Source organism: Betaproteobacteria bacterium (genome assembly GCA_016720855.1).
GTDB lineage: Bacteria > Pseudomonadota > Gammaproteobacteria > Burkholderiales > Usitatibacteraceae > FEB-7.
This window is the reverse complement of sequence record JADKJU010000005.1, coordinates 482,429-505,688: the sequence shown is the minus strand read 5'-3', so window position 1 is coordinate 505,688 and position 23,260 is coordinate 482,429. Positions and strand designations below refer to the sequence as shown.

General features: G+C 66.4%; 19 protein-coding genes and 2 tRNA genes. 15 read left to right on the top strand and 6 right to left on the bottom strand.

What is annotated here, in order from left to right; translation table 11 throughout:
* The first annotated feature begins 8 nt into the window (after window positions 1-8).
* Both IPP91_20270 and IPP91_20265 read left to right on the top strand, forming a co-directional pair.
* Window positions 9-1,829 carry a type II/IV secretion system protein gene (locus IPP91_20270; GenBank protein MBL0144369.1) on the top strand — a complete coding sequence of 607 codons (1,821 nt, stop codon included), beginning with the start codon at window positions 9-11 and terminating at the stop codon, window positions 1,827-1,829.
* Window positions 1,830-1,839: 10 nt separating this feature from the next.
* On the top strand, window positions 1,840-2,502 hold the full coding sequence (locus IPP91_20265) for a hypothetical protein (protein ID MBL0144368.1): 663 nt from the start codon (window positions 1,840-1,842) through the stop codon (window positions 2,500-2,502).
* Here IPP91_20265 and IPP91_20260 read toward each other — a convergent pair.
* Window positions 2,499-3,020: a hypothetical protein gene (locus IPP91_20260; protein ID MBL0144367.1), complete on the bottom strand. Its 522-nt coding sequence runs from the start codon at window positions 3,018-3,020 to the stop codon at window positions 2,499-2,501. The genes IPP91_20265 and IPP91_20260 overlap by 4 nt on opposite strands.
* Before the next feature lie 30 nt (window positions 3,021-3,050).
* Here IPP91_20260 and IPP91_20255 point away from each other — a divergent pair, with 30 nt between their 5' ends.
* From IPP91_20255 to pdeM, 3 genes are read left to right on the top strand one after another with little or no spacing between them, the layout of a single operon-like run.
* Window positions 3,051-4,703 (top strand): alkaline phosphatase family protein, encoded by a 1,653-nt coding sequence (locus IPP91_20255; protein ID MBL0144366.1) that lies wholly within the window; start codon window positions 3,051-3,053, stop codon window positions 4,701-4,703.
* Window positions 4,704-4,708: 5 nt separating this feature from the next.
* The gene (locus IPP91_20250) at window positions 4,709-7,210 is read left to right on the top strand and encodes a ligase-associated DNA damage response DEXH box helicase (protein ID MBL0144365.1); all 2,502 of its coding nucleotides are present in this window, start codon (window positions 4,709-4,711) and stop codon (window positions 7,208-7,210) included.
* A gap of 38 nt (window positions 7,211-7,248) precedes the next feature.
* Window positions 7,249-7,920, top strand: a complete 672-nt coding sequence (gene pdeM / locus IPP91_20245) for a ligase-associated DNA damage response endonuclease PdeM (protein ID MBL0144364.1) — start codon at window positions 7,249-7,251, stop codon at window positions 7,918-7,920.
* Between the two features lie 13 nt (window positions 7,921-7,933).
* Here pdeM and IPP91_20240 read toward each other — a convergent pair whose 3' ends face one another.
* Window positions 7,934-8,473 carry an NUDIX hydrolase gene (locus IPP91_20240; protein MBL0144363.1) on the bottom strand — a complete coding sequence of 180 codons (540 nt, stop codon included), beginning with the start codon at window positions 8,471-8,473 and terminating at the stop codon, window positions 7,934-7,936.
* A gap of 73 nt (window positions 8,474-8,546) precedes the next feature.
* Here IPP91_20240 and IPP91_20235 point away from each other — a divergent pair, with 73 nt between their 5' ends.
* From IPP91_20235 to rlmD, 5 genes are read left to right on the top strand one after another with little or no spacing between them, the layout of a single operon-like run.
* On the top strand, window positions 8,547-9,518 hold the full coding sequence (locus IPP91_20235; GenBank protein ID MBL0144362.1) for a YncE family protein: 972 nt from the start codon (window positions 8,547-8,549) through the stop codon (window positions 9,516-9,518).
* Window positions 9,515-10,261: a polysaccharide deacetylase family protein gene (locus tag IPP91_20230; protein ID MBL0144361.1), complete on the top strand. Its 747-nt coding sequence runs from the start codon at window positions 9,515-9,517 to the stop codon at window positions 10,259-10,261. Before IPP91_20235 ends, IPP91_20230 begins: the two co-directional genes overlap by 4 nt.
* On the top strand, window positions 10,249-11,190 hold the full coding sequence (locus IPP91_20225; protein MBL0144360.1) for a sterol desaturase family protein: 942 nt from the start codon (window positions 10,249-10,251) through the stop codon (window positions 11,188-11,190). The genes IPP91_20230 and IPP91_20225 overlap by 13 nt, the downstream gene beginning before the upstream one ends.
* Window positions 11,187-13,583: a trypsin-like peptidase domain-containing protein gene (locus IPP91_20220; protein MBL0144359.1), complete on the top strand. Its 2,397-nt coding sequence runs from the start codon at window positions 11,187-11,189 to the stop codon at window positions 13,581-13,583. The genes IPP91_20225 and IPP91_20220 overlap by 4 nt, the downstream gene beginning before the upstream one ends.
* Complete coding sequence (rlmD, locus tag IPP91_20215) at window positions 13,576-14,937, top strand: 23S rRNA (uracil(1939)-C(5))-methyltransferase RlmD (protein MBL0144358.1); 1,362 nt, start codon at window positions 13,576-13,578, stop codon at window positions 14,935-14,937. The genes IPP91_20220 and rlmD overlap by 8 nt, the downstream gene beginning before the upstream one ends.
* 239 nt (window positions 14,938-15,176) lie before the next feature.
* Here rlmD and IPP91_20210 read toward each other — a convergent pair whose 3' ends face one another.
* The 3 genes from IPP91_20210 to IPP91_20200 form a co-directional block, all read right to left on the bottom strand.
* Window positions 15,177-15,857 carry a Bax inhibitor-1/YccA family protein gene (locus tag IPP91_20210; protein ID MBL0144357.1) on the bottom strand — a complete coding sequence of 227 codons (681 nt, stop codon included), beginning with the start codon at window positions 15,855-15,857 and terminating at the stop codon, window positions 15,177-15,179.
* A 167-nt stretch (window positions 15,858-16,024) separates the two neighbouring features.
* Window positions 16,025-16,519 carry a DUF2442 domain-containing protein gene (locus tag IPP91_20205; protein ID MBL0144356.1) on the bottom strand — a complete coding sequence of 165 codons (495 nt, stop codon included), beginning with the start codon at window positions 16,517-16,519 and terminating at the stop codon, window positions 16,025-16,027.
* Window positions 16,485-16,754, bottom strand: coding sequence for a DUF4160 domain-containing protein (locus tag IPP91_20200; GenBank protein MBL0144355.1), 270 nt, complete (start codon window positions 16,752-16,754; stop codon window positions 16,485-16,487). Before IPP91_20200 ends, IPP91_20205 begins: the two co-directional genes overlap by 35 nt.
* A gap of 104 nt (window positions 16,755-16,858) precedes the next feature.
* Here IPP91_20200 and IPP91_20195 point away from each other — a divergent pair.
* From IPP91_20195 to IPP91_20175, 5 genes are all read left to right on the top strand, one after another.
* Window positions 16,859-16,948, top strand: a tRNA-Ser gene (locus IPP91_20195).
* Between the two features lie 20 nt (window positions 16,949-16,968).
* The gene (locus IPP91_20190; protein ID MBL0144354.1) at window positions 16,969-17,970 is read left to right on the top strand and encodes a hypothetical protein; all 1,002 of its coding nucleotides are present in this window, start codon (window positions 16,969-16,971) and stop codon (window positions 17,968-17,970) included.
* A gap of 133 nt (window positions 17,971-18,103) precedes the next feature.
* On the top strand, window positions 18,104-19,363 hold the full coding sequence (locus IPP91_20185; GenBank protein MBL0144353.1) for an aspartate kinase: 1,260 nt from the start codon (window positions 18,104-18,106) through the stop codon (window positions 19,361-19,363).
* 80 nt (window positions 19,364-19,443) lie between these two features.
* On the top strand, window positions 19,444-21,516 hold the full coding sequence (locus tag IPP91_20180) for a S9 family peptidase (GenBank protein ID MBL0144352.1): 2,073 nt from the start codon (window positions 19,444-19,446) through the stop codon (window positions 21,514-21,516).
* A 60-nt stretch (window positions 21,517-21,576) separates the two neighbouring features.
* A tRNA-Ser gene (locus tag IPP91_20175) sits at window positions 21,577-21,670 on the top strand.
* Window positions 21,671-22,106: 436 nt separating this feature from the next.
* Here IPP91_20175 and IPP91_20170 read toward each other — a convergent pair.
* Complete coding sequence (locus IPP91_20170) at window positions 22,107-23,237, bottom strand: hypothetical protein (GenBank protein MBL0144351.1); 1,131 nt, start codon at window positions 23,235-23,237, stop codon at window positions 22,107-22,109.
* Between the last annotated feature and the right edge of the window lie 23 nt (window positions 23,238-23,260).

The following is a 23,260-nucleotide window of genomic DNA, read 5'->3' as shown; positions in this document are numbered from 1 at the left end:
ATCCCGGTATGGCGACCGCCCCCCCTGCATCGAGTGCCGCGAACCCACCCGCCCCGGCGCCCGTCGCGGGCGTTGACCGCAAGCTCACGCTGAAGGAAGTGCTCGAGTGGCTGGTGCAGGACGGGCACGCGAGCCGCGAGGATGCGGTCAAGCTCCTGCAGGACCATGCCCGGGCCCGGGGCGGCAAGCATCCGATCACGATCATCAGCGAGGCGCGGCTGCGCTCCCACGCGACGGCGGCCAGGACGCTCAACGCCGAGGCGCTCACGGCGTGGCTGGGCGCGCGGATGAAGATTCCGTTCTATCACGTCGATCCGCTCAAGATCGACCTGCGCGCCGTGACGGACGTGATGTCCTCCGAGTACGCGCAGCGCCGCGGCATCCTGCCGGTCGAGGCGAGCAGCAAGGAAGTGACCATCGCCACCTGCGAACCGTTCATGCGCAGCTGGGAGAAGGAGCTCTCGGAGATGCTCCGGCTCACGGTGAAGCGCGTGATCGCGAATCCCGCCGACATCGAGCGCTACCAGGGCGAGTTCTACAACCTCGCCAAGAGCGTGAAGCGCGCCGAGAAGGCGGGCGTGCAGACGAGCGGGCTCTCCAACTTCGAGCAGCTCGTGGAGCTGGGCCAGGCCGGCCGCCAGCTCGACGCGAACGACCACCACATCGTGCACCTCGTGGACTGGCTCTGGCAGTACGCCTTCGACCAGCGCGCGAGCGACATCCACCTGGAGCCCAGGCGCGACGTGGGCGTAATCCGCTTTCGCATCGACGGCGTGCTGCACGAGGTGTACCAGATTCCCTATACCGTGCTGGTGGCGATGACCTCGCGCATCAAGATCCTCGGGCGCATGGACGTGGTCGAGAAGCGCCGGCCTCAGGACGGACGAATCAAGACGCGCATGCCCGACGGCGAGGAGATCGAGCTGCGCCTGTCCACCCTGCCCACCGCGCACGGCGAGAAGGTGGTGATGCGGATCTTCGATCCGGAAGTGCTGATGCGCGACTTCTCCGACCTGGGTTTCAACAAGGACGAGTCGGAGACCTGGCACCACCTCACCAGCCAGCCCGCCGGCATCCTGCTCGTGACCGGGCCCACGGGGTCCGGAAAGACGACCACGCTCTACACCACGCTCAAGCAGCTTTCGACCTCGGAGGTGAACGTCTGCACCATCGAGGACCCGATCGAGATGGTGGACCAGCGCCTGAACCAGATGCAGGTGAACCACGACATCGACGTCACGTTCGCTTCCGGCGTGAAGGCGCTCATGCGCCAGGACCCGGACATCATCATGGTGGGCGAGGTTCGCGACAAGGAGACCGCGGAGATGGCGATCCAGGCGGCGCTCACCGGCCACCTCGTGCTCTCGACGCTGCACACGACCGATGCTCCCTCGGCGGTCACGCGACTGCTCGACCTGGGCGTGCCCGCCTACCTCCTCAACGCTTCCCTTCTCGGTGTGATGGCCCAGCGCCTGGTGCGTACGCTGTGCCCGCATTGCAAGGAGAAGGTCGCTTTCCAGCGCGAGGACGACCACGCCACGTGGCATGCGATCTGCGCGCCCTTCAAGTCCCCGCCGCCCGCGGAGGTCTGGCGTCCCGTCGGCTGCCTGGAGTGCCGGAACACGGGCTACCTGGGCCGCATCGGCATCTACGAGATCCTCAGCATCACGATCGACATCAAGCGCCTGCTCGTTTCCGAGCCGGACCTCACGACGCTGACCGAGGCAGCCTACCGCGCCGGCATGCGCCCGCTGCGCGTCGCCGGAGCGGTGAAGGTGGCGCAGGGCATGACCACGCTCGAGGAAGTGCTCAAGGTCGCCCCCGTCTGAAGCGCCGTCCATGAACAAGAGCCTCTACGACCTGGTCGGCGTGCCCCCCGTGGCTCCCCGGGAGATGATCGCCGCCGCCTGCCGCCGTCGCATCGCGAAGCTGGAGGCGGACCCGGGCGACGAGGCCCGTGCCCAGATCTATGCCGTTCGCGAAGCCTGGTCGATCCTCGGCGACGAGAAGCTGCGCGCGGGCTACGACGCCTCGCTCGCTGCGGCGGCGCCAGGGAACGACATGAAGCCGGCGGCGGCCCTGTCGGAAATCGACCCGCGCACCATCGCCGGCGAACTGTTCAAGCCGCGACGGCTTTGGGCGGAGAACTGGGAGCGCTACCGCAGGGTCGTGTTCGTGCTTCTCTTCGTGGGTTTCATCGCCCTGTCGACGGCCTGGAACCAGAACAGGCGCATGGCGATCCAGAAGCGCATCGAGGCGGCCGAATACGAGGCCGAGCGCGGCGAGCGGATGATGGATCCGGCAAAACCCGTGAAGGCCGAGGATGAGAAGCCGGCGGAGCCGTTCTCCGCCGAGAGATTCGAGCGCGAGCAGAAGGAGCGCGAAGCGGCGATCCAGGAGCAGGTGGCGAAGGACCAGGTCGCGAAGGAAGACGAGTTCCGCAACAAGCTCAAGCAGGATAACGATCCCTACAGAGGGCGCAGCCGCACCCGCTACCGCTAGCCCCCCGGCCGCGCGGGCGCCGCGGGTTCGCCCAGCACCTCGCGCACCAGCGCCGATTCGCGCGCGTAGAACCCCTCGGTGTGAAACGTCTCCGCGAGCTGGTAGAGCTCGTAGTCGAAGTGGTGGCACATCTCGTGCACCAGCGTGCGAAGGAAGGTGCGGAACTTAACCACGTCGTCGCGCGCGGCGGTGCGCATCCAGACGCTCACGCGGGCGACCTTCCCGTCGTTGTCCGGCTCGTACAGGCCGTGCAGCTCGCCGCCTGCGTCGCTGGGCCGGCGCGCCAGGATGCGCGTGCGAACCGGGGGTGTGCCGAGCTGCGCGTTGAGGGCATCGACCAGCGCCTGGCACGCCGCCTGTGCGGCGCGCGGCTCGCCCGTGGCGAGCGCCGGCTCGATCGCCTTGGCAAGCGCAACCAGCGAGGCGGCATCGGGAAGCGCCACGCGGGCGATCGCATCGCTCCTGCGGTAGATGCGCTGCCGGGCGGGAGAGAGCCGGTCGTAGTAGGCGAAGGGCATGGCTACCCGAATTCTAATAGACTCGATTGCATGAAGACTTCCCCCCTTGCGCGGCTTGCCTTTGTCGCGTTCGCGGCACTCGTCATTCTCTCCGGCTGCGCCGCCGCTCCGCCGGCGTCAGAGTCCGCGGATAGGCCGCGCCTCGTCGTCCTCATCGTGGTGGACGGCCTGCCGCAGGGCCAGGTGACCGGCTACCGCGACCATTTCGGTCCCGGCGGATTGAACCGGTTCCTCGAGCAAGGCGCGTGGTTCGCCGATGCGCACTACGGCCACGCGAATACGCTGACCGGCCCGGGTCATGCCGTGATCCTCACGGGCGCCTATCCGCACCGCACCGGCATCATCGGCAACGACTGGCGCGACCCCGTCACCGGGGAGCCGGTGTACTGTGCCGGCGACCCGGCACACGGATACCTCGGGCACCAGACCTCGAAGTTCGCAGGCACGAGCCCGAAGAACCTCGAGGTCGAATCGCTGGGCGACGTGCTCAGGCACGCCGACGCGCGCTCGAAGGTGATCGCCATTTCGGGCAAGGACCGTGGCGCGATTCTGCCGGCGGGCCGCGACGGCACGGCCTATATCTTCATGGCGCAGACGGGGCAGTTCGCCTCGACGACCTACTACATGAAGGAGCATCCGGCTTGGGTGACGGTGTTCAATGGCGCAAAGCCGGCGGACCGGTATTTCAAGGCGACCTGGTCGCCGCTCCTGCCCGCAATGGCTTACGCGCGCTCGTTGCCCGACGGCCAGGCGTGGTTCGCCCCTGGCGGCAGGCTGCCCATGGTGATCGGCGAAGGCCAGGATTCCCCGGGGCCGAGGTATTACGCGAACCTCGAAAGCAGCCCCTTCCTCGATGCCCTTGCGCTCGATTTCGCGCGCGCCGCGATCGAAGGCGAGTCGCTCGGGTCTGACGAGGCGCCCGACATCCTCGTCGTCAGCCTCTCGACGCACGACTACGTGAACCATGCGTGGAGCGCGGAATCGCGACTTTCGCACGACCACCTGCTGCAGTTGGACAACCTGTTCGCCGCCTTTTTCCGGGACCTCGACCGCAAGCTCGGCAAGGACCATTACGTGGCGATCCTCACGTCCGACCACGGGTTCATGCCCGCGCCGGAGTTCCTGCTCTCGAGGGGGCGCGAGGGCGGGCGGCTGGCATCGGGCCGGATGGTCGCCCGGCTCAATGCCGGCCTGGACGGGAAATTCGGCGAGGGGCAGTGGGCCCGGGGCATGAGCGCGCAGGGCATCCTCTTCGACCGCGCGCTCATCGCGCGCAAGGGCGTGGATCCGGTCGCGCTCGGCGCGGAAGCCAAGCGCATCCTGCTCGCGGAGCCGGGAATCGCGGGGGTGTTCACGCGGGCGGAGGTAGAGGATTCCTCGACGCCTCCGGCGCCCTTCCTCGATGCGGTGCGTGCGGGATGGCATCGCGAGCGATCGGCCGACCTGCAGGTGGTGCTGAAGCCCGGATGGATGTTCTCCTCGTCGCGAATCGGGGCCACCCACGGTTCGCCGCATCCTTATGACACGCACGTGCCGATCCTCCTTTACGGGCCAAAGTGGGTGAAGCCCGGCCGCATCGACGCTCGCGTGGAGGTCGTGGACATCGCGCCCACGCTGGCCGGACTGCTGGGCATCGCCGTGCCGTCCTCGTCCGAGGGACGGCCACTCCCCTTGCCGCCGTGACGCCGATAAAGGGGTCTGTCCCCTTTTCCGGAAAAGGGGACAGACCCCTTTTCGAACGGGTCGAGGCGTGGTTTGCGGCCAATGGGTGGCGCGCGTTCGACTTCCAGCGCGAGGTGTGGAGCGCCTACCTCGCGGGCGAGTCGGGACTCATCCACTCGGCCACGGGAACGGGCAAGACGCTGGCCGCATTCCTGGGCCCCGTGGTGGAGGCGATCGGGGAAGGCGGTGACAAGGCGCCGCCACTGCGCGTGCTGTGGATCACGCCGATGCGCGCGCTTGCGGGCGACACGGTGCAGTCGCTCCAGAAGGCCGTCGAGGGAACGGGCCTGACGTGGACCGTCGGCATGCGCACCGGCGACACGCCGGCGGCGGAACGCGCACGGCAGGCGCGCAGGCTTCCCAGCGCTCTCGTGACGACCCCCGAAAGTCTCTGCGTCATGCTGTCCCAGGCCGAGGCGCGGGAAAGGCTTGCGAGCGTGCGGTTGGTGATCGTGGACGAATGGCACGAGCTGCTCGGCAACAAGCGCGGCGTGCAGGTGGAACTGGCGCTTGCGCGCCTGAAGCGCTGGAATCCGTCGCTTCGCCTCTGGGGCCTGTCGGCCACGCTCGGCAATCTCGACGAGGCGCGGGATCGGCTGCTGGCGGGCGCGCCCGGCCGCGTGGTTCTCGGCGTCACCGACAAGCAAGTGGTCATCGACACGCTTATCCCCGCCCAAGCCGAGCACTTCCCGTGGGCCGGGCATCTGGGTCTCGTCATGCTCGACGACGTGATCGGGGTCCTGGAGGGTTCGCGATCCACGCTCGTCTTCACCAACACGCGCTCGCAGGCGGAGATCTGGTACCAGGCGATCCTCGAAGCGAAGCCGGAGTGGGCGGGACTGGTCGCGCTGCACCATGGATCGCTCGACGCCGAGGTGCGGCGCTGGGTGGAGCAGGGGCTCAAGGACGGGCGCCTCAAGGCTGTCGTCGCGACCTCGAGCCTCGACCTGGGCGTGGACTTCTCCCCGGTGGAACGCGTCCTGCAGATCGGAAGCCCGAAAGGCGTGGCGCGTCTGCTGCAGCGGGCCGGCCGGTCGGGCCACGCGCCGGGGCAGGTGAGCCGCGTGACCTGCGTGCCCTCGCACGCGATGGAGTTCGTGGAGGCGGCGGCTGCGCGACGGGCGGCGCAGGCCCGGCGGATCGAGTCGCGGCGGCCCGTGGAAAATCCGCTGGACCTGCTCACGCAGCACCTCGTCACCATCGCCGCGGGGGAGGGCTTCGTCGAGGAAGAGCTGAAGGCGGAGGTCCGGTCCACGCGCGCTTTTCACGATCTCACGGACGCGCAGTGGAGCTGGGCGATGGACTTCGTCACGCGCGGCGGGGAATCGCTCAAGGCCTACCCCGAGTACCGGCGTGTGGAGGAAGTGGACGGCTGGCACGTGGTGAGGGACGCCGCGATCGCGAGGCGGCATCGCATGTCCATCGGCACGATCGTGTCGGATGCCTCCATGGACGTTCGCTACCTCACCGGCCGGCGCCTGGGCCACGTCGAGGAATCGTTCATCGCCTGGCTCACGCCGGGGAATGCGTTCGTCTTCGCCGGGCACGTGCTCGAGCTGATCCGCGTGGAGAACATGACGGCGCTGGTGCGGCCGGCGAAGGCGGGGTCGGCGACGGTGCCGCGCTGGCAGGGCGGGCGCAGTCCGCTGTCGAGCGAGGTGGCCGACAGCATGCGCGAGCTGCTGGAAGCGCACGTTGACGGCCGCGAGAGCGAGCCGGAGATGCGTGCGGTCGAGCGGTTGCTGGCGCTGCAACGATCGTGGTCGCGCATCCCGCGCCGCCACGAGCTCCTCGTGGAGCAATGCGAGACACGCGAAGGGCACCACATCTTCTGCTATCCCTTCGAAGGGCGGCACGTGCACGTGGGGCTCTCGGCGCTCATCGCCTGGCGGCTTGCGAAAACGCGCGCCGCGTCCTTCTCGCTCGCCTTCAACGACTACGGCTTCGAGTTGCTGTCGCGCGAGCACTTCGAATTGCTGCCCTTGCTCAGGGCCGGGCTCCTCTCGCCGGAGAACCTTCTCGCCGACGTGCTCGCGAGCCTGAATGCGGCGGAGCTGTCCAAGCGCCAGTTCCGCGAGATCGCGCGCGTGGCCGGGCTCGTGTTCCAGGGCTATCCCGGGCAGCCGAAGACGAACAAGCAGGTGCAGGCCACCAGTGGCCTCATCTACGAGGTATTCGCACGGTGGGACGCGGGCAACCCGCTGCTCGCGCAGGCGGAGCGGGAGGTGCTGGAACGGGAGCTGCAGTTCTCGCGGCTTGCTGCGGCCGTGGCGCGGATTTCGGCTTCCCCGGTCGTCCTGCGCGGCACGCACAAGCCGACGCCCTTCGCGTTCCCGCTGATGGTGGCGCGGCTGCGCGAGAAGCTCACCAGCGAGAAGCTCGCCGATCGCGTGCGCCGCATGCAACTCGACTTCGACAGCGCCGTCGAGGAGGCGGACGACGGCGCCCAGGCGGAGCTGTTCACGTGACCGAAACAGGGGACAGGCCTTTTTTCCCGAAAAGGGGTCTGTCCCCATTTTCGGAGTGCTTCGTTGCCGGGGAGCGCCTCGTCCTGATGGCGGAGCGCGCCGTCTGGTGGCCGGCCGCGAAGACGCTCTTCATCGCGGACTTCCACCTCGGCAAGGCGGCAAGCTTTCGCAGCGCCGGGATCCCGATGCCCGCGGGCACGACCACGGAAAGCCTCGAGCGGCTCGATCGCGCACTTTCGTCGGGCCCGGCGGCGCACCTGGTGATCCTCGGGGATTTCCTGCACAGCGCGCAGGGCAGGGCGGAGAAGACGCTCGCCCGGTTCGCGGCGTGGCGCGATACGCGGCCGGATCTCGCCGTGACGCTCGTGCGTGGCAACCACGACGAGCGCGCCGGCGATCCCCCGCCGGAATGGAACATTCGCTGCGTTGAGCCGGGCGAGCGGTTGGGCCCGTTTGCCCTGGTGCACGAACCCGCGCCGGTTGCGGGCGCCTACGCGCTTGCGGGCCACATCCATCCGGCCGTTCGTCTTTTCGAGCGCGGCGGGCAGGCGCTCAGGCTGCCGTGCTTCTGGTTCGGGCCGCGGGTCGGCGTGCTGCCTTCGTTCGGTGCCTTCACCGGGTCGGCGCTCGTGCGGCCGCGCAAGGGCGACCAAGTCCTCGTCGTGGCCGGCGACGAGGTTGTAACAATGGGGTCAGGTTCGCGAACCTGACCCCATTGTTACATCAGCGTTCGGGAGGGCGGATCTCGCCGAAGCGGGGCAGGAACATGCCCGTCGCGCGGTCCTCGAAGAAGTGCGCCAGCGTCCGCCGCACGCTTGCGAAGGCCAGCTCGTCCCACGGAACCTCGTCTTCGCGCACGAGCTTCACTTCGAGGCTCTCGTCGCCCGGCGAGAAGTCGAGGTCCAGGAGCCTGGCGCGGAAGAGCACGTAGACCTGGCTGATGTGCGGCACGGAGAAGAGCGTGTAGAGCTGCTCCACGTCGATCCTCGCGTTGGCTTCCTCCAGCGCCTCGCGCGCCGCGCCCTCGGTCGCCGTTTCGTTCAGCTCCATGAAGCCCGCCGGCAACGTCCACTTTCCGTGCCGCGGCTCGATGGCGCGCTTGCAAAGCAGGATGCGATCCTCCCACACCGCCACGGAACCGACGACCACTTTCGGGTTCTGATACTGGATGTTGCCGCAGTCGGGGCAGACGGCGCGCGCATGCGTGTCGCCCGCCGGGACCTTGAATTCCACCTTGGCGCCACAGGCATTGCAGTGGTTGATCGGCACCGGTGCGCGAGTCATTCGAGGCCGCGGAGACGGGAAGCAATCATGCGCGGCATGGTAGCATAAGCCCATGAAATATCTCGGGAAAGCGATTCTTGTCGCCGCCCTCGCGTGGGGCGGAGCCGCGCTTGCGGAGTTCGGCCCGGGCGAGAAGGTGATCGTCCTGAATTCCGGCGACGGCAGCATCTCCATCGTCGATCCGGTGTCGCTCAAGGAAGAAAGGCGCATTCCCGTGGGCAAGGAGCCGCACCATCTCATGGCCACGCCGGACAACACCGAACTCATCGTCGCCAACGCGACGAGCAACGACCTCGTGTTCCTCGATCCGAAGACGGGCGAGATCCTGCGGCGCGTCCCGAACATCAGCGACCCCTACCAGATCGGCTATTCGCCGGACAGGAAGTGGTTCGTCTCCGCCTCCAATCGGCTCAACCGCGTGGACATCTACCACGCCGGCACCTTCATGCTCGCCAAGCGCCTCGCGCTGCCCAAGGTGCCCAGCCACATCGCCTTCAGCGCCGACAGCAAGGTCGCCTTCGTGACGCTGCAGGAGGCGAATGAGTTCGTCGCCATCGACCTCGACAGGCAGGAGGTGCTGTGGACGATGGCCACCGGCAAGCAGCCCGCCGGCATCTGGATGACGCCCGACGACCGGCATCTGCTCATCGGCATCACGGGCGAAAGCCACCTCGAGATCTACGACTGGAGGGAGCGCAAGATGGTGAAGCGCATCAAGACGGGCCTGGGCGCGCACAACTTCACGGCCAAGGGCGACGGCCGCCACGTGTTCCTCTCCAATCGCATGGCCAACACGATTTCCCTGATCGACCAGCAGACGCTGGAAGTGAAGGAGACCTTCCCGGTGCCGGGCGGTCCCGACTGCATGGAGATCACGAAGGACGGCAAGCAGCTCTGGACGACCACGCGCTGGATCCGCATGCTGACCGTCGTGGACCTGGAGACGAAGAAGATCCTGCACCAGATCCCCGTGGGCAAGTCGCCGCACGGCCTTTTCTTCCTGTCGCACGCGGCGCGCCAGTGAGGATCCGCGACCTGTTCGCGGCCGCGGCCCTCGCGGCGCTGCCCGCCGCCGTTGCCGCTCCCTGCACGGGCACGGTCTATCTCACGATAGACACCGGCAATATGGAACCCGCGGAAGCAATCGCGGGCATCCTCGACAAGCACGGCGTGAAGGCCACGTTCTTCCTGGCCAACGAGAAGACCAAGCGCGGCGACACCGCACTCGATCCGTCGTGGGCTCCCTTCTGGAAGCGCCTGGCCGACGCGGGCCATGCCTTCGGCTCGCACACCTGGCGGCACTGGTACTTCGCGGGCGACACGGCGGCAGGCAAGGTGCGCTATGCGCAGCAGGGCTCGACGCAGGGCGAGATGCTCGATGCGCAGGCGTTCTGCGCCGAACTGAAGAAGCCCGAGGAAGCCTTCCGCGCCATGACCGGCCGCGGCTTCGACGGCCTGTGGCGCGCGCCCGGCGGCCGCGTCACGCCGATGGCGATCGAGTACGCGAAGCGCTGCGGCTACACGCACGTGCACTGGACGCCCGCGGGGTTCAGCGGCGACGAGCTGCCCTCCGACCGCTACCCGGGCGACAAGCTGATCGAGCGCCAGCTTCGCGACATCAAGGACGGCGACATCCTCCTGTGGCACCTGGGCATCTGGTCGCGGCAGGACCCGCTGTGGCCCCATCTCGATCGCCTCATCGCAGGCCTCAAGGCGAAGGGCCTGTGCTTCGCGCGTCTTGCGGACGACAAGCGGTGGATGCACTGATTGCGCTGTGGGCGAGGCTGAATGACGCCGTCTTCGAGTCGGTGGTGCAGCCTGTCGTCTTCCGGCTGGGCCTCGTGACCTGGCTCGAATCCGCCTTCGACGCGACGGAAATCTTCCTCGTGGGCGCGATCGAGGTGGCGGTGCTCGCGGTCGTCCTCGGCGCACTGGAGAAATGGCGCCCGGTCGAGGTGTGGGCGGACCGCAGGCCCGTGCGCGTGGACATGATCTACACGCTCCTCGTGCGACTGGGCCTGTTGCCCCTCGCGATCTTCTTCCTGCTGCTGCCGTTCGTGGATGGCCTGGACGGGTGGCTGCGGATGCACGACTTCATCCCGCCGAAACTCGAGGATGCCTTCCCGGCGCTACTCGCGCATCCGCTGGCTTCCTTCCTGGCCTATCTCGTCGTCATCGACTTCGCGATGTACTGGCTGCACCGCGCGCAGCACACGTTCGGCTTCTGGTGGTCGCTGCACGCCTTGCACCACAGCCAGCGCAGAATGACGTTCTGGACCGACGATCGCAACCACCTGCTCGACATGGTGCTGACCGACGCGGTGCTCGCCGTCGTGGCGCTGCTCGTGGGCGTGGCTCCCGCCCAGTTCGTCGCGATCGTGGCCCTCACCCGGGCCGTCGAAAGTCTTTCGCACGCCAATGTCCGGATGTCTTTCGGCCGCACGGGGGACCGGCTTCTCGTGAGCCCGCGTTTCCACCGCGTCCACCACGCCATCGGCCTGGGCCACGAAGGCCGCAGCCGAGGCTGCAATTTCGCGGTGCTGTTCCCGGTCTGGGACCACCTGTTCGGCACGGCCAACACGGCGCGCGAGTTCCCGGCCACGGGCATCCGCGACCAGCTGCACGGGCGCGACTACGGCCGGGGATTCTGGCGGCAGCAGTGGCTCGGCTTCAAGCGGCTGGCAGGGCGCGCATGAGCATTGCCCGGTGCCTGGCGCTTGCGCTCCTGGCCGTGCCGGTCCTCGCCATGGCGGCGCCCGAGATGCCGGGGCGCGAATGGAGCGCACCGGAAACGCGCCCCGCCGCGCTTCGCGTGACCGAGGCCGCCACCACGTTCCGGTGGGGCGAAATCGATGCGAAATCGGCGGCGGGCGACGACGGTCGGCGCATGCAGGTCGGATTCGTGCGCGCAGCACCGAAGGACTTCGCCGAAGTCGGCTGGCAGGCGGTCGCGGGCGGTTACGTCGCGCGGTTCGATGTCGCTTCGGCGGGCGCCGAGGGGTTGCGGGCGCGCCTCGTGTTTTCGGGCACCGGGGCGCTGGAGATCCGCGTTCGCGATGGCGGCGGCCGTGTGGAGTCGATGTCGGTTCCGGCGGGTGCGGGCGAGGCCTGGGGCCCGTGGACGGAAGGCGCGGTCCAGGCGGTCGAGGTGTTCTCGCGCGCGCGCCTGGTGGCGGGGACCGTGCGCCTGGGCGCGATCGTGCATTTCGACCGGCCCCTCGACGCCAAGGCGGCCGGAAGCTGCACGATCGACACGCCCTGCAGCACCGGGGACCCGGCTGTTGACGCGGCCATCGCAGAACGCAAGAAAGGCGTCGCGCGCATTTCCTTCGTGGACGGGGGTCAGGCTTTCGTCTGCACCGGCACGCTGATCAATACCGAGAAGTTCCCCACGCCCTACTTTCTCACGGCCAACCACTGCATCGGTCGTGCCGATGTCGCCACGAGCATCACGAGCTTCTGGTTCTACGAGGCCACCGGCTGCGGCAGCGGCGTGAGGAACCCCGACTACCGGCAGGTGTCGGGGGGGATGACGATCGAGTTCTCCGACCCCAATACCGACCACACGCTGTTGGTGATGAACGCCGCGCCGCCCTCCGGCGTCACGTTCTCCGGGTGGAACGCGACGAAGCTCACGCCGGGCGCGTCGGTGTACAGCATTTCGCATCCCGCCGGCGACGTGTCGAAGTGGGCGCAGGCGACGATAAGCAGCGCGGCGCGCTTCCCGGAGTGGGAGCAATCGGCCTGGCTCACCGCGTTCTCGCGCGGCATCATCCAGGGGGGCTCGAGCGGATCGGGGCTCTTCACGATGACCAATGGCGAGCTGCAGCTGCGCGGCGTGCTGTCGGCGTCGACGACCAACACCAGCGGCGCGTTGTCGTGCACGAACCTCGGCCTGTTCGGGGTCTATAACCGGCTGGATGTCTTCTATCCGCAGGTCGCGCGCCGCCTCATGGCGAGCCCGCCGCCCGTGGCCGACGACCACGGCGACCGGCCGACGGAGGCGAGCCTGCTCAAGGTCGGCGCCTCGGAGACCGTGGCCGCAGGGCGCATCGACTATCCGGGCGACGTGGACGTCTTTCGAATCCCCGTGACGACGCCGGGGACGCTCATCGTGCGTTCGTCGGGCGGGATGGATACGGTGGGGGTGCTCCTGGATGCCGATGGCGAGCGGCTCGCCTCGAACGACGACGCCCAGACGAACGCCAACGATTTTGGCATCACGTACCGCGTGCAGGCGGGAACCTATTACCTCGCGGTGTCGCGTTGGGAGTCGGCCGGCACCGGGCCGTATTCGCTCGCCGTGTCGCTTTCGCCGGTCACGGACAACTACACGGATCTCTGGTGGAACCCGGACGAGTCGGGCTGGGGCATCAACTTCAACCACCAGGGGCAGGTCATCTTCGCCACGCTCTTCACGTACGGGGCCGACGGTGCGCCCGACTGGTTCGTGATGTCCGAGGGCGCGCTCCAGGGTGACGGGAGCTTCCGCGGCGATCTCTATCGCGCGAGCGGCCCCGTGTTCAACGCGAGCCCCTGGAGCGCGATCTCCCTCGCCCGGGTGGGCACGATGCAGGTTTCCTTCCCGGCGCCGAACACGGGCACGCTCACCTACACGGTGGACGGCATCGCGGTCACGAAACAGGTCCGGCGCCAGAGCTTCTCCACCAGCACGACCTGCGCGTGGTCCGCCTTCGACCGCAGCTACGCGGACAACTTCCAGGACCTGTGGTGGAACGCGAACGAGTCCGGGTGGGGCATCAATTTCGCCCATCAGGGCGACATCCTCTTCGCCACCCTCTTCACCTATGGCGCGGACGGGCGAAGCCTGTGGTTCGTGATGTCCCGAGGCGACCGTAACCCCGGCACGCGTACCTTCGAGGGCACGCTCTACCGGATGGCGGGCGCGCCGTTCAACGCCAATCCGTGGCGGCCGGCCACCCCGACGTCCGTCGGATCGATGCGGGTGGCGTTCTCGGACGGGGACACGGCCACGCTCACCTACTCGGTGAACGGGGTCACCGTCACGAAATCGATCACGCGGCAGGTCTTCGGCATCCCCGCGACGCAATGCGAGAGCGATGACTGAGGCCCCGCGCCAGGCCGCGACGGGCGTCGCCACGATCGAGTCGATCGACCACGAGGGCATCGGGGTCGCTCACGTCGATGGCAAGGTCACCTTCATCGAAGGCGGCATCACGGGCGAGCGCGTGGCCTTCTCGAGGCGGCGCAGCCGCGGCAACTTCGACCTGGCCACCGTGACCGAGGTGCTGGTCGAATCGAGCCAGCGCGTGCGGGCGCGCTGCGAATACTTCGGCACCTGCGGCGGCTGCGCGATGCAGCACGTGGAGCCGGCGGCGCAGGTGGCCGCCAAGCAGCGCGTGCTCGAGGACAACCTCGCGCGCATCGGCAAGGTGACGCCCGAATCGGTGCTTCCCCCGATCCAGGGCCCCTCGTGGGGCTACCGCCACCGCGCGCGCCTTTCCGTGCATTTCGTCGCCAAGAAGGGCGGCGTGCTGGTGGGCTTCCACGAGCGCAAGTCGAGCTTCGTGGCCGACGTGCGCTCCTGCGAGGTGCTGCCGCCGGCGGTCTCGAACCTGATCGTGCCGCTGCGCGAGATGTTCACGACCATGGCGCTTCGCGAACGCCTGCCGCAGATCGAGCTGGCGGTGGGCGAATCGGTCACCATTCTCGTGCTTCGTCACCTGGATCCTGTGGGCGAGGAGGACTGCGCGAAGCTTCGGGCGTTCGCCGACCGCCACGCAATCCAGTGGTGGTTCCAGCCCAAGGGACCGGAGACCGCACACCCGTTCTACCCCGCGGATTCCCCGGCGCTCGATTACCGGTTGCCGGAATTCGGGCTCTCGATCGGCTTCCGCCCGACGGAATTCACGCAGGTGAACACCGCCGTGAACCGGGCACTGGTGAAACGCGCGATCGACCTCCTCGACCCGCAGCCGGGGGAGCGCGTGGGAGACCTGTTTTGCGGACTCGGCAATTTCACGCTGGCGATCGCCTCACGCGGTGCGAAGGTCGTGGGCATGGAAGGCGCGGCGACGCTCACGGCGCGCGGCGAGGAAAACGCGCGGGCCAATGGTCTGGAGGCGCTCGCGAGCTTCCTCACCTACGACCTCTACACGGATGCGCCGGGCGCGCTGCAGCGCCTGGGGCCGGTCGACAGGCTGCTCATCGACCCGCCGCGCGATGGCGCGATGGAGATCTGCAAGGCGCTGCCCGATGCGGGCGCCCCGACCCGCATCGTCTACGTTTCCTGCAGCCCGTCGACGCTGGCCCGGGATTCGGGGGTGCTGGTGAACGTGAAGGGATACCGGTTGCTGGCGGCGGGAGTGGTCAACATGTTCCCGCACACGGGGCATGTGGAGAGCATCGCGGTGTTCGACAGAGTGGGGAGTGACGCCACCCAAAGGCAGGGACACGGATGAACACGGATGAATACGGATGAATACGGATGAATACGGATGAATACGGATGAATACGGATATTGGCAAGGGATAGTCATGGCCCCTCGTCGAGACGAGTGACCGTTCTCGACGTCATCACGTCGATCCGCTTTTATCCGTGTTCATCCGTGTCGCGAGGTTTCTCCCTCCCTTTCTGCACATCGGTTCCAAAACGACAAGGGGCGGCCGAAGCCGCCCCCTGAAGCGAATCCAGAGACCCGTCAGTCGCGATTGCCGCCGAAGATGCCGAGCAGCGCGAGAAGGTTCACGAAAATGTTGTAGAGGTTCAGGTACACCGCGAGCGTGGCCGAGATGTAGTTCGTTTCCCCGCCCGTGATGATGCGGTTAAGGTCATAGAGCAGGAAGGCGGAGAAGATGCCCACCGCGATGACCGAGATCGCGATCATCAGCGCCGGCAGCTGCAGGAAGATGTTGGCGAACGCCGCCACCAGCAGCAGCACCACGCCGATGAACAGGAACTTGCCCATCCCGGACAGGTCGCGCTTCGTGGTCGAGGCGACCGACGACATGATCGCGAAGATCACCGCCGTGCCGCCGCCAGCGAGGCCGATGAGGCTGGCGCCGTTCCGGAGCCCCAGCACCACGCCCAGCATGCGCGAGAGCATGAGGCCCATGAAGAACGTGAAGCCCAGGAGAAGCGCCACGCCCCAGCCGCTGTTCTTCGTTTTCTCGATGCCGAAAATGAAGCCGAAGGCGATCGCCATGAAGGCGATGAATCCGATGCCCGGACTCGCCTGAAAGAACGAGAAATTCATCTGCACGCCGATCCACGCGCCCAGCACCGTCGGCACCATCGAAAGGGCCAGCAGGGCGTAGGTGTTGCGCAGGACCCGGTTCTGCGCCTGCGCAATCGTCTGCGTCGGCGAGGCGGGCGTGATCATCGGGGCTTCTTGCATAAGTCAGGCTCCAGTCGGTTATGAGTGCCGGTCACGATTGACCAAGGGTTAGAGTAGGGATTGGCAGCGGAAGTTTCAAGAGTACAGGCATTGTCTTGCGCAATGGCCCTGCGCAAGGCGGGGAATGGGCTTGGCCGAAAAAATGCCTGTATCTACAATGGGTTATCGCTGCGTGACGTTGGCTGGGTGATTTGCTTCACGGCTGCCGACATGCGGGCGACTTCGACCTTTCGTGGACGCCCGCCCTTTCTGCCGTTTGCCCGGGATGAGGCGGACTTGGCGGGCGACGTCGCGTGACCGGCTTGTCGCGCGAGCGCCGTCATCCATGTCTTCGTGCCAAGACAACCCGCGACGAGGTCCGGCACGCTGATGTCGAGGTCGAGGCTCGGCCAGTACAGTCCATGGCCCTTGCCGACAATCTCGACCCTCCTGATCACGATCGGCTTGGCGGCGGCCAATCCCTCCACCGCGATGACGGGTACATCCACGGCAACTCCCGAGGCAAGCTCGATGTGGAGTCGCTTCCGTCGCGGCTCATAGCGTACCGACACGGCGAGGTCTCCTCGCTTGCGGCGCTCCGCGCCGGCGGCAACCGCCGCTGCGAGGCGAGCGTCAACGGCCTTGGCGATTTGTGCTTTGCTTGCCATGGTGCTTTTCCCGGTTCTTCCGGCACTCGTTGTGACGGTCCATGATAGCCACCGCGATTCGTCTAAGACTGGCAACGGGGATGCCGCGGGTTTCCATCAACATCACGTTTTCGGGAACCGACCCCAACCGGAACCTGGCATGGCCGTTGGCGCCGATCGCGTGCACGTGCGCCGGGCCGTGGTCGTTGATAAATACCATCACGCGGTAGGGTCCGACGAGGAACAACGTGGGCATTATATCCTAACCGATAGGTTTCTGCGGAGCGCTTGCCCCTGTCAACGTTCCGCAGTTGATCCCGGTCAATCGAGCCGTTCAAGGTAAAATTCATTTCCGAATTCGGAGGGTTGGCCGAGCGGTTTAAGGCACCGGTCTTGAAAACCGGCAACAGGGTAACCTGTTCGTGAGTTCGAATCTCACACCCTCCGCCACCATCCCTGGAGAAATTCTCATGCGCCGCGTCCTGACTGCCCTCGCCGCCTGCATCACCGGCCTGTCCGTCGTCGCCGCGCCTCCCGCCGCCCCCGCCACCGCGCCCGACAGCAAGGCCTGGCTCGAGTCCCAGGGCCTCGAATCCGCGGCGAGCAAGGAGTTCCAGGAGTACGAGGCCATCGTCGCCAAGGTGAAGGGGGCGAAGGATCCCGTCGAGGCGCAGGAACGTGTCGTGGTCTTCGCGAAGGGCAAGCTCGCCTGGCAATCGAACGCGAAGGAACTGGTGGAGCCCACGCAGAGATTCACGTTGCACTCACTCGGCCGCGACCTGGACGGCAGCGGCCAGCCGCTACTGCATTTCTCCGGCTACTCCGGAGGCGCGCACTGCTGCACCACGCATTACGTGTACCGGCTCAAGCCGCAGGTGAAGCGCCTTGCGGTGTATCCGGCCCGGAACGTGGGCGGCACCGATTTCATCGAACTGCCCGGGCGCAAGGCGCCCGTGATGATTTCCGCCGACGACTCCTCGGCCAACGTGTTCGCGCCGTATTCCAGTTCGTACTTCCCCGTCGTCGTCCTGGAGGTGAGTCCCAAGGGGCGGTTCCAGTTCGCGCAGGACCTGATGCGAACGCGCCTGCCTGGCATGCCGCCGCCCGTCTGCGCGCAGCCCGCGGCCACGGCCAACCCCTGGCTCAAGGAGAGGTGCGGGGAGTTCGCGGGCGCCAGCCGCAAGGCGCGCACCACGGACATCCAGGCCAAGCTGCGCGAGATCAAGGGCGCGCGCTCGGCCGACAAGATCAAGTGGGACGACTATGTCGAAACGGGCGTTCTCACCGCCGTGGCTGCGGAGATGAACCGCTATGCGTACACCGGGTACGCGGCCGCCGGGATGAACTGGCTGGAGACTGTCTGGCCCGGCAACGACGCCATCAAGGTGGCCTTTCTCGGCAAGCTGCGCGAGACGCGGGCCAAGAGCGTCTTCGCGGAGGACTTGCGCGTCCTCGCGACCGATACCCGCTAGTCCGCTCCACGCTGGCGTGGTGCCGCTGGCATGGTGCCTGACACCGCCGGATCGGCGGATTGTGCGGCGCACCATTCCCCGCTCGGCCGGGGTAAAATGGCGCTCCCGCATCAATCGCCAGAAGCAGATCCCCGTGTCCCTCATCGTCCAGAAATACGGCGGCACCTCCATGGGCAGCCCCGAGCGCATCCGCGAGGTCGCGCGCCGGGTCGAGCGGTTCGTGAAGGATGGCCACCAGGTCGTCGTCGTGGTCTCGGCCATGTCCGGCGAAACGAACCGTCTCCTCGCCCTGGCGAAGGAGCTGAACCCCGAGCCAGATCCCCGCGAGATCGACGTCATCGCCTCGACGGGCGAGCAGGTCTCGATCGGGCTCCTCGCCATCGCCCTGCACCGGATGGGCGTCAAGGCGAAGAGCTACACCGGCTTCCAGGTGCGCATCCTCACGGACGACGCCTATTCCAAGGCGCGCATCCTCTCGATCGACGAGGAGAACATCCGCAATGACCTCGCCGAGGGCAGCGTGGTCGTCGTGGCGGGCTTCCAGGGCATCGACGACAGGGGCAATATCACGACGCTCGGCCGCGGCGGCTCGGACACCACGGGGGTCGCGATCGCAGCGGCGCTCAAGGCCGGCGAGTGCCAGATCTACACTGACGTGGACGGCGTCTACACGACCGACCCGCGCGTGGTGCCCGAGGCGCGGCGCCTGGACACGATCACCTTCGAGGAGATGCTCGAGCTCGCCTCGCTGGGGTCGAAGGTCCTGCAGATCCGCGCCGTGGAATTCGCCGGCAAGTACAAAGTGAAGTTGCGGGTGCTGTCGTCGTTCACCGACGTGAACTCGGCCGACATGGGCACGCTCATCACCTTCGAGGAAGACCAGAACATGGAACAGGCCATCATCAGCGGCATCGCCTTCAACCGGGACGAGGCGAAGATCACGATCGTGGGCGTGCCCGACCGCCCCGGCATCGCCTACGCGATTCTCGGGCCGGTGGCGGACGCGAACATCGACGTGGACATGATCATCCAGAACGCCTCGATCGAGGGGCTGACGGACTTCTCGTTCACCGTGCATCGGAGCGAGTTCAAGCGCGCGATGGACCTCCTCGAGAAGACGGTGAAGCCCGCCATCGGCGCGCGCTCGATCGTGGGCGACGACAGGATCGCCAAGGTCTCGCTCGTGGGAATCGGCATGCGAACGCACGCAGGCATCGCCTCGAAGATGTTCCGTACGCTGTCGGAGGAGCGCATCAACATCCAGATGATCTCGACCTCCGAGATCAAGACCTCCGTGGTCGTGGACGAGAAGTACATGGAGCTCGCCGTGCGCGTTCTGCACCGCGCCTTCGAGCTCGAAAAGCCCGCCACCGAAGAGCGCATGAAGTCCTGAATCAAAAACGGGGACAGCCCCCTTTTTCGGAAAAGGGGTCTGTCCTTTTTTTGATTCGCATTTTCCGGAGCCCCACGCCCATGAAGCGAATCCTCCTCGTCCTTGCCATGACCTTCGCCGCCCCCGCCTTCGCCGAGCCGGAAGACCCCTACCTGTGGCTCGAGGAGATCACGGGCGAAAAGGCCATGGCCTGGGTGAAAGACCAGAACGCAAAGAGCCGGCCCGCGATCGAGAAGGAGCCCGGCTTCGCCGTGCTGCGCAACAGGTTCACCGAGATCGCCCAGTCGCGCGACCGCATCCCGGCCATCTCGAAGCTGGGCCCCTACGTCTATAACTTCTGGCAGGACGAAGCCAACCCGCGCGGCCTGTGGCGGCGCACGACGCTCGAGGAATACCGGAAGGCAACACCAGCGTGGGAGGCGGTGCTGGACCTCGACACGCTCTCCGCGGCAGACAAGGAGCAATGGGCCTGGAAGGGCGCCGCGTGCCTGTACCCGAAGTACGAGCGCTGCCTCGTGTCGATTTCGCGCGGCGGCAGCGATGCGGTGGAAGTGCGCGAATTCGACCTGGTGAAGAAGGCCTTCGTCGAGGGCGGGTTCAGGCTGCCCCAGTCCAAGGGCGGCGTGGCCTGGATCGATGCGGACACGATTTACGCCGCGCGCGATTTCGGCCCCGGGACCATGACGCGTTCGGGCTATCCGCGAGGGGTGAAGCGCGTGGCGCGCGGCCAGGCGCTCGCGGACGCACCCGTGATCTTCCAGGTTTCCGATGAGGACATCGGCGCCTGGCCCACGGTTACCCACGAGAAGGGCTCCCGCGTCGAGATGATGACGCGCGCGATCTCCACGCGACGCAGCGAAGCGTTCGTGGTGCGAGACGGAAAGCTCGTGAAGCTGGAGCTTCCCGACACGGTCGATGCCTCCGTGAGCGGCGGCATGCTCTTCGTCCGCCTGCGCGAGGACTGGAAGCTCGCCGGCAACGTCTACGTGGCGGGCCAGCTCCTGGCCATGGATTTCGAGAAGTTCCTCGACAGCGGCACCGACTTCGACGTGCTTTTCACGCCCGGGCCGCGCGTCTCGCTCGCGTCCTTCGTGACGATGAAGTCGATCGTGCTCCTGAACCTCCTGGACAACGTCGCGAGCCGCCTGGTCGAGCTGCGGCGCGGCCCCGATGGCAAGTGGGCGCGGCGCGATGTCGATGCGCCGAAGCTCGTCACGCTGGGCGCCACGGCCTGGGATCGCCGCGAGTCGGACGACTATTTCCTCTTCGTGACCGGGTTCACGACCCCCACGACGCTGCATTTCGCGAAGGGCGGGACGGACAGCCGCGAGAAACTGAAGGGCCTTCCGGAATTCTTCGACGCCACGGGCCTCGAAGTCACGCAGCACGAGGCCACGTCCAAGGACGGCACGAAGATCCCGTACTTCCAGGTGATGAGGAAGGACGCGAAGCTGGAAGGGAAGAACCCCACGATCCTCTACGGCTACGGCGGCTTCGAGATTTCGCAGGTGCCCAGCTACTCCGCGTTCGTCGGCAACGGGTGGCTCGCGAAGGGCGGCGTGTGGGTTCTTTCCAATCTGCGCGGCGGCGGCGAATTCGGGCCGGCGTGGAACCAGGTGGCGCGGCGCGAAGGGCGCCAGAAGACGCACGATGACTATGCGGCAGTCGCCGAGGACCTCATCAGGCGCAAGGTCACCTCGCCCGCGAAGCTGGGCATCCTGGGTGGCAGCCAGGGCGGCCTCCTCGTGAGCGCCACCATGCTCCAGCGCCCCGAACTCTTCGGTGCGGTGGTGGCGACGGTCCCGCTCATGGACATGAAGCGCTACCACAAGCTCCTCGCGGGCGCCTCGTGGATGGGGGAATACGGCGACCCCGACAAGCCCGAGGACTGGGCGTTCATTTCGAAGTACTCGCCCTACCAGAACGTGCTGCGCGGGCGCGTGTACCCGAAGATGCTCATTCTGACCTCCACGCGCGACGATCGCGTGCATCCCGGCCACGCGCGCAAGATGGCCGCGCGCATGCAGCAGTTCGGCTACGACACCACCTACTTCGAGTACACCGAGGGCGGCCACGGCTCCGGCACGACGCCCGCGCAGACCGCCTATACCTGGGCTTTCATCTACACCTGGTTTGCGAAGACCCTGATGTAGCGGCCGGTTCCGGAGAACCGCCCCCAAAACCTGCCCCGACCATGTAAAATTCGCCTTCCCGGAGAGATGACCGAGTGGCCGAAGGTGGCGCCCTGCTAAGGCGTTATGTGGGCTTAAACCTGCATCGAGGGTTCGAATCCCTCTCTCTCCGCCAGAATCCTGATTTCCAAAAGTCTCTCGACGATTGGAAGTCGCACAGAACCCCGCGCTACGCGGGGTTTTTTGCGTCTACCTCCTGACTGCGCGGTTCCGCCACAGTCCAGAAACCCGGTCTCAGCGGGCCAAATTCTCCAAAGCTCCTGACTTGTTGTGGGCTGTTCAGAGCTTGTGCCTTTCGTATCGTCGCGCCTTCGTGCCGCGTCTGGGTGGCACGACGGGAACGCCGAAAAGTCTAGTTAAACCAAACAATTACGGGATTTGTCTATTCGGTCAAGAGGTTTGACCGTCCCGCGCATGCGTCGAAAACACCATGTCCACTGCCATCCGCACGTTTGCTCTCCTCGACAGGCGACAGCGGGTCCGATAGTTCCGCACTGGCTTCAACACCGGGAGCCTCAAGGTCTGCGACACGTACGCCGCGCGCGCTCTAGCTAGCGGGGCCGCCTTGTGGGTGTGATGCGCTCAAGATGCTTTTTCATCACCCATCCCTGACGCGCGACACCCGATTTGTGATCTTGAAATTCAACCTGAATCCATTTTCCTTCGTGACCGATCTGCGTCACGACTTGGAAGGGAAGTAGCGCGCCGATAACTTTGGGGCCACTCTGCAGCCGCGCGCGAACGACGACGAGGTTTCCTCGGGCCGCCCATTTTACCGACTGAGAAGCCTCCTTCTGTTCAGCTATCTCCTCCATCAAGGCGTCCAGCTTGGCGGTGAGTGCATCGACCACTGCCGCCGTGTGTTTCTCACGGTCTTCCAGCGTTGAGACTTTGGTTTTCGCCTCAGAGAGCTGACCCTGGACCGCCTGAAGCGCATGGAGCATATGTATTTCCATCATTACGCCGAACAGAAGATGGACTATGGCGAACCATTCCCCAGGGCTGATATGTGTGACGCCCTTGAAAGCGTTGGCCAGGTAGCCCTTAATGACTTGGAAATAGCTTTCCGCCTCCTCATCGGGCGGAGTCGCGTCCGATGCCGCGAAATACTCCATCTGTTTGAGGAGCTGCTGATAGACCGATTGCGTGTCGTAAAGCCCGAGTAGTTGCTCCTGAGCGGCCCTAGCTGCGGAGCCAGTCAAGAATGCCCATTCGGGTTGCAGCATCATCTGCCGCGTTTTGTCCAGTTCCTTGGCCAAGGCTGAGGCACCCGACCATTCCTTTGCCTGTTGGGCGAAACAAAGTGCGCTCCTGTCGATGCTCATCAGCACGTTGGCGAGCGCGGTACTCCCGACAAGCTCTTGCCACTGCGTGAGCGACCTACCAACTCCCGACTCGCCGTAGCCCGCCGCGAGAGACCTGACAGCTTCGGACGTGCCGTGGTCGTAGCCCGCCGCGAGACGCGCTGCGGCGGAATGTTCTTCCATTTGCTTGATGAAAATCCGCGCCGTGGTGGAGCCGAGATGTGCGTCGGCGAAGGTGCGAGCGAACGAGCTGGAAAGAACGAGTTGGTGGTACAGGGCTTGAGTGGAATTTGCCTGCCGCAGGACTTCCCGCATCGTAGCGTCGCCACCAATCATGTCCTCCAATTGCCGTTGCTGCTTAAGAATGTCGTCGATCATGGAAGTCAAGATGGTTCGCGCCG

What these genes read in the sequence shown, in the direction of transcription:
- IPP91_20270 (MBL0144369.1), top strand. Translation starts at nt 9, where the DNA reads ATGGCGACCGCCCCCCCTGCATCGAGTGCCGCGAACCCACCCGCCCCG.
- IPP91_20265 (MBL0144368.1), top strand. Translation starts at nt 1,840, where the DNA reads ATGAACAAGAGCCTCTACGACCTGGTCGGCGTGCCCCCCGTGGCTCCC.
- IPP91_20260 (MBL0144367.1), bottom strand. Translation starts at nt 3,020, where the DNA reads ATGCCCTTCGCCTACTACGACCGGCTCTCTCCCGCCCGGCAGCGCATC.
- IPP91_20255 (MBL0144366.1), top strand. Translation starts at nt 3,051, where the DNA reads ATGAAGACTTCCCCCCTTGCGCGGCTTGCCTTTGTCGCGTTCGCGGCA.
- IPP91_20235 (MBL0144362.1), top strand. Translation starts at nt 8,547, where the DNA reads ATGAAATATCTCGGGAAAGCGATTCTTGTCGCCGCCCTCGCGTGGGGC.
- IPP91_20220 (MBL0144359.1), top strand. Translation starts at nt 11,187, where the DNA reads ATGAGCATTGCCCGGTGCCTGGCGCTTGCGCTCCTGGCCGTGCCGGTC.
- rlmD (MBL0144358.1), top strand. Translation starts at nt 13,576, where the DNA reads ATGACTGAGGCCCCGCGCCAGGCCGCGACGGGCGTCGCCACGATCGAG.
- IPP91_20210 (MBL0144357.1), bottom strand. Translation starts at nt 15,857, where the DNA reads ATGATCACGCCCGCCTCGCCGACGCAGACGATTGCGCAGGCGCAGAAC.
- IPP91_20205 (MBL0144356.1), bottom strand. Translation starts at nt 16,519, where the DNA reads ATGGCAAGCAAAGCACAAATCGCCAAGGCCGTTGACGCTCGCCTCGCA.
- IPP91_20200 (MBL0144355.1), bottom strand. Translation starts at nt 16,754, where the DNA reads ATGCCCACGTTGTTCCTCGTCGGACCCTACCGCGTGATGGTATTTATC.
- IPP91_20190 (MBL0144354.1), top strand. Translation starts at nt 16,969, where the DNA reads ATGCGCCGCGTCCTGACTGCCCTCGCCGCCTGCATCACCGGCCTGTCC.
- IPP91_20180 (MBL0144352.1), top strand. Translation starts at nt 19,444, where the DNA reads ATGAAGCGAATCCTCCTCGTCCTTGCCATGACCTTCGCCGCCCCCGCC.
- IPP91_20170 (MBL0144351.1), bottom strand. Translation starts at nt 23,237, where the DNA reads ATGATCGACGACATTCTTAAGCAGCAACGGCAATTGGAGGACATGATT.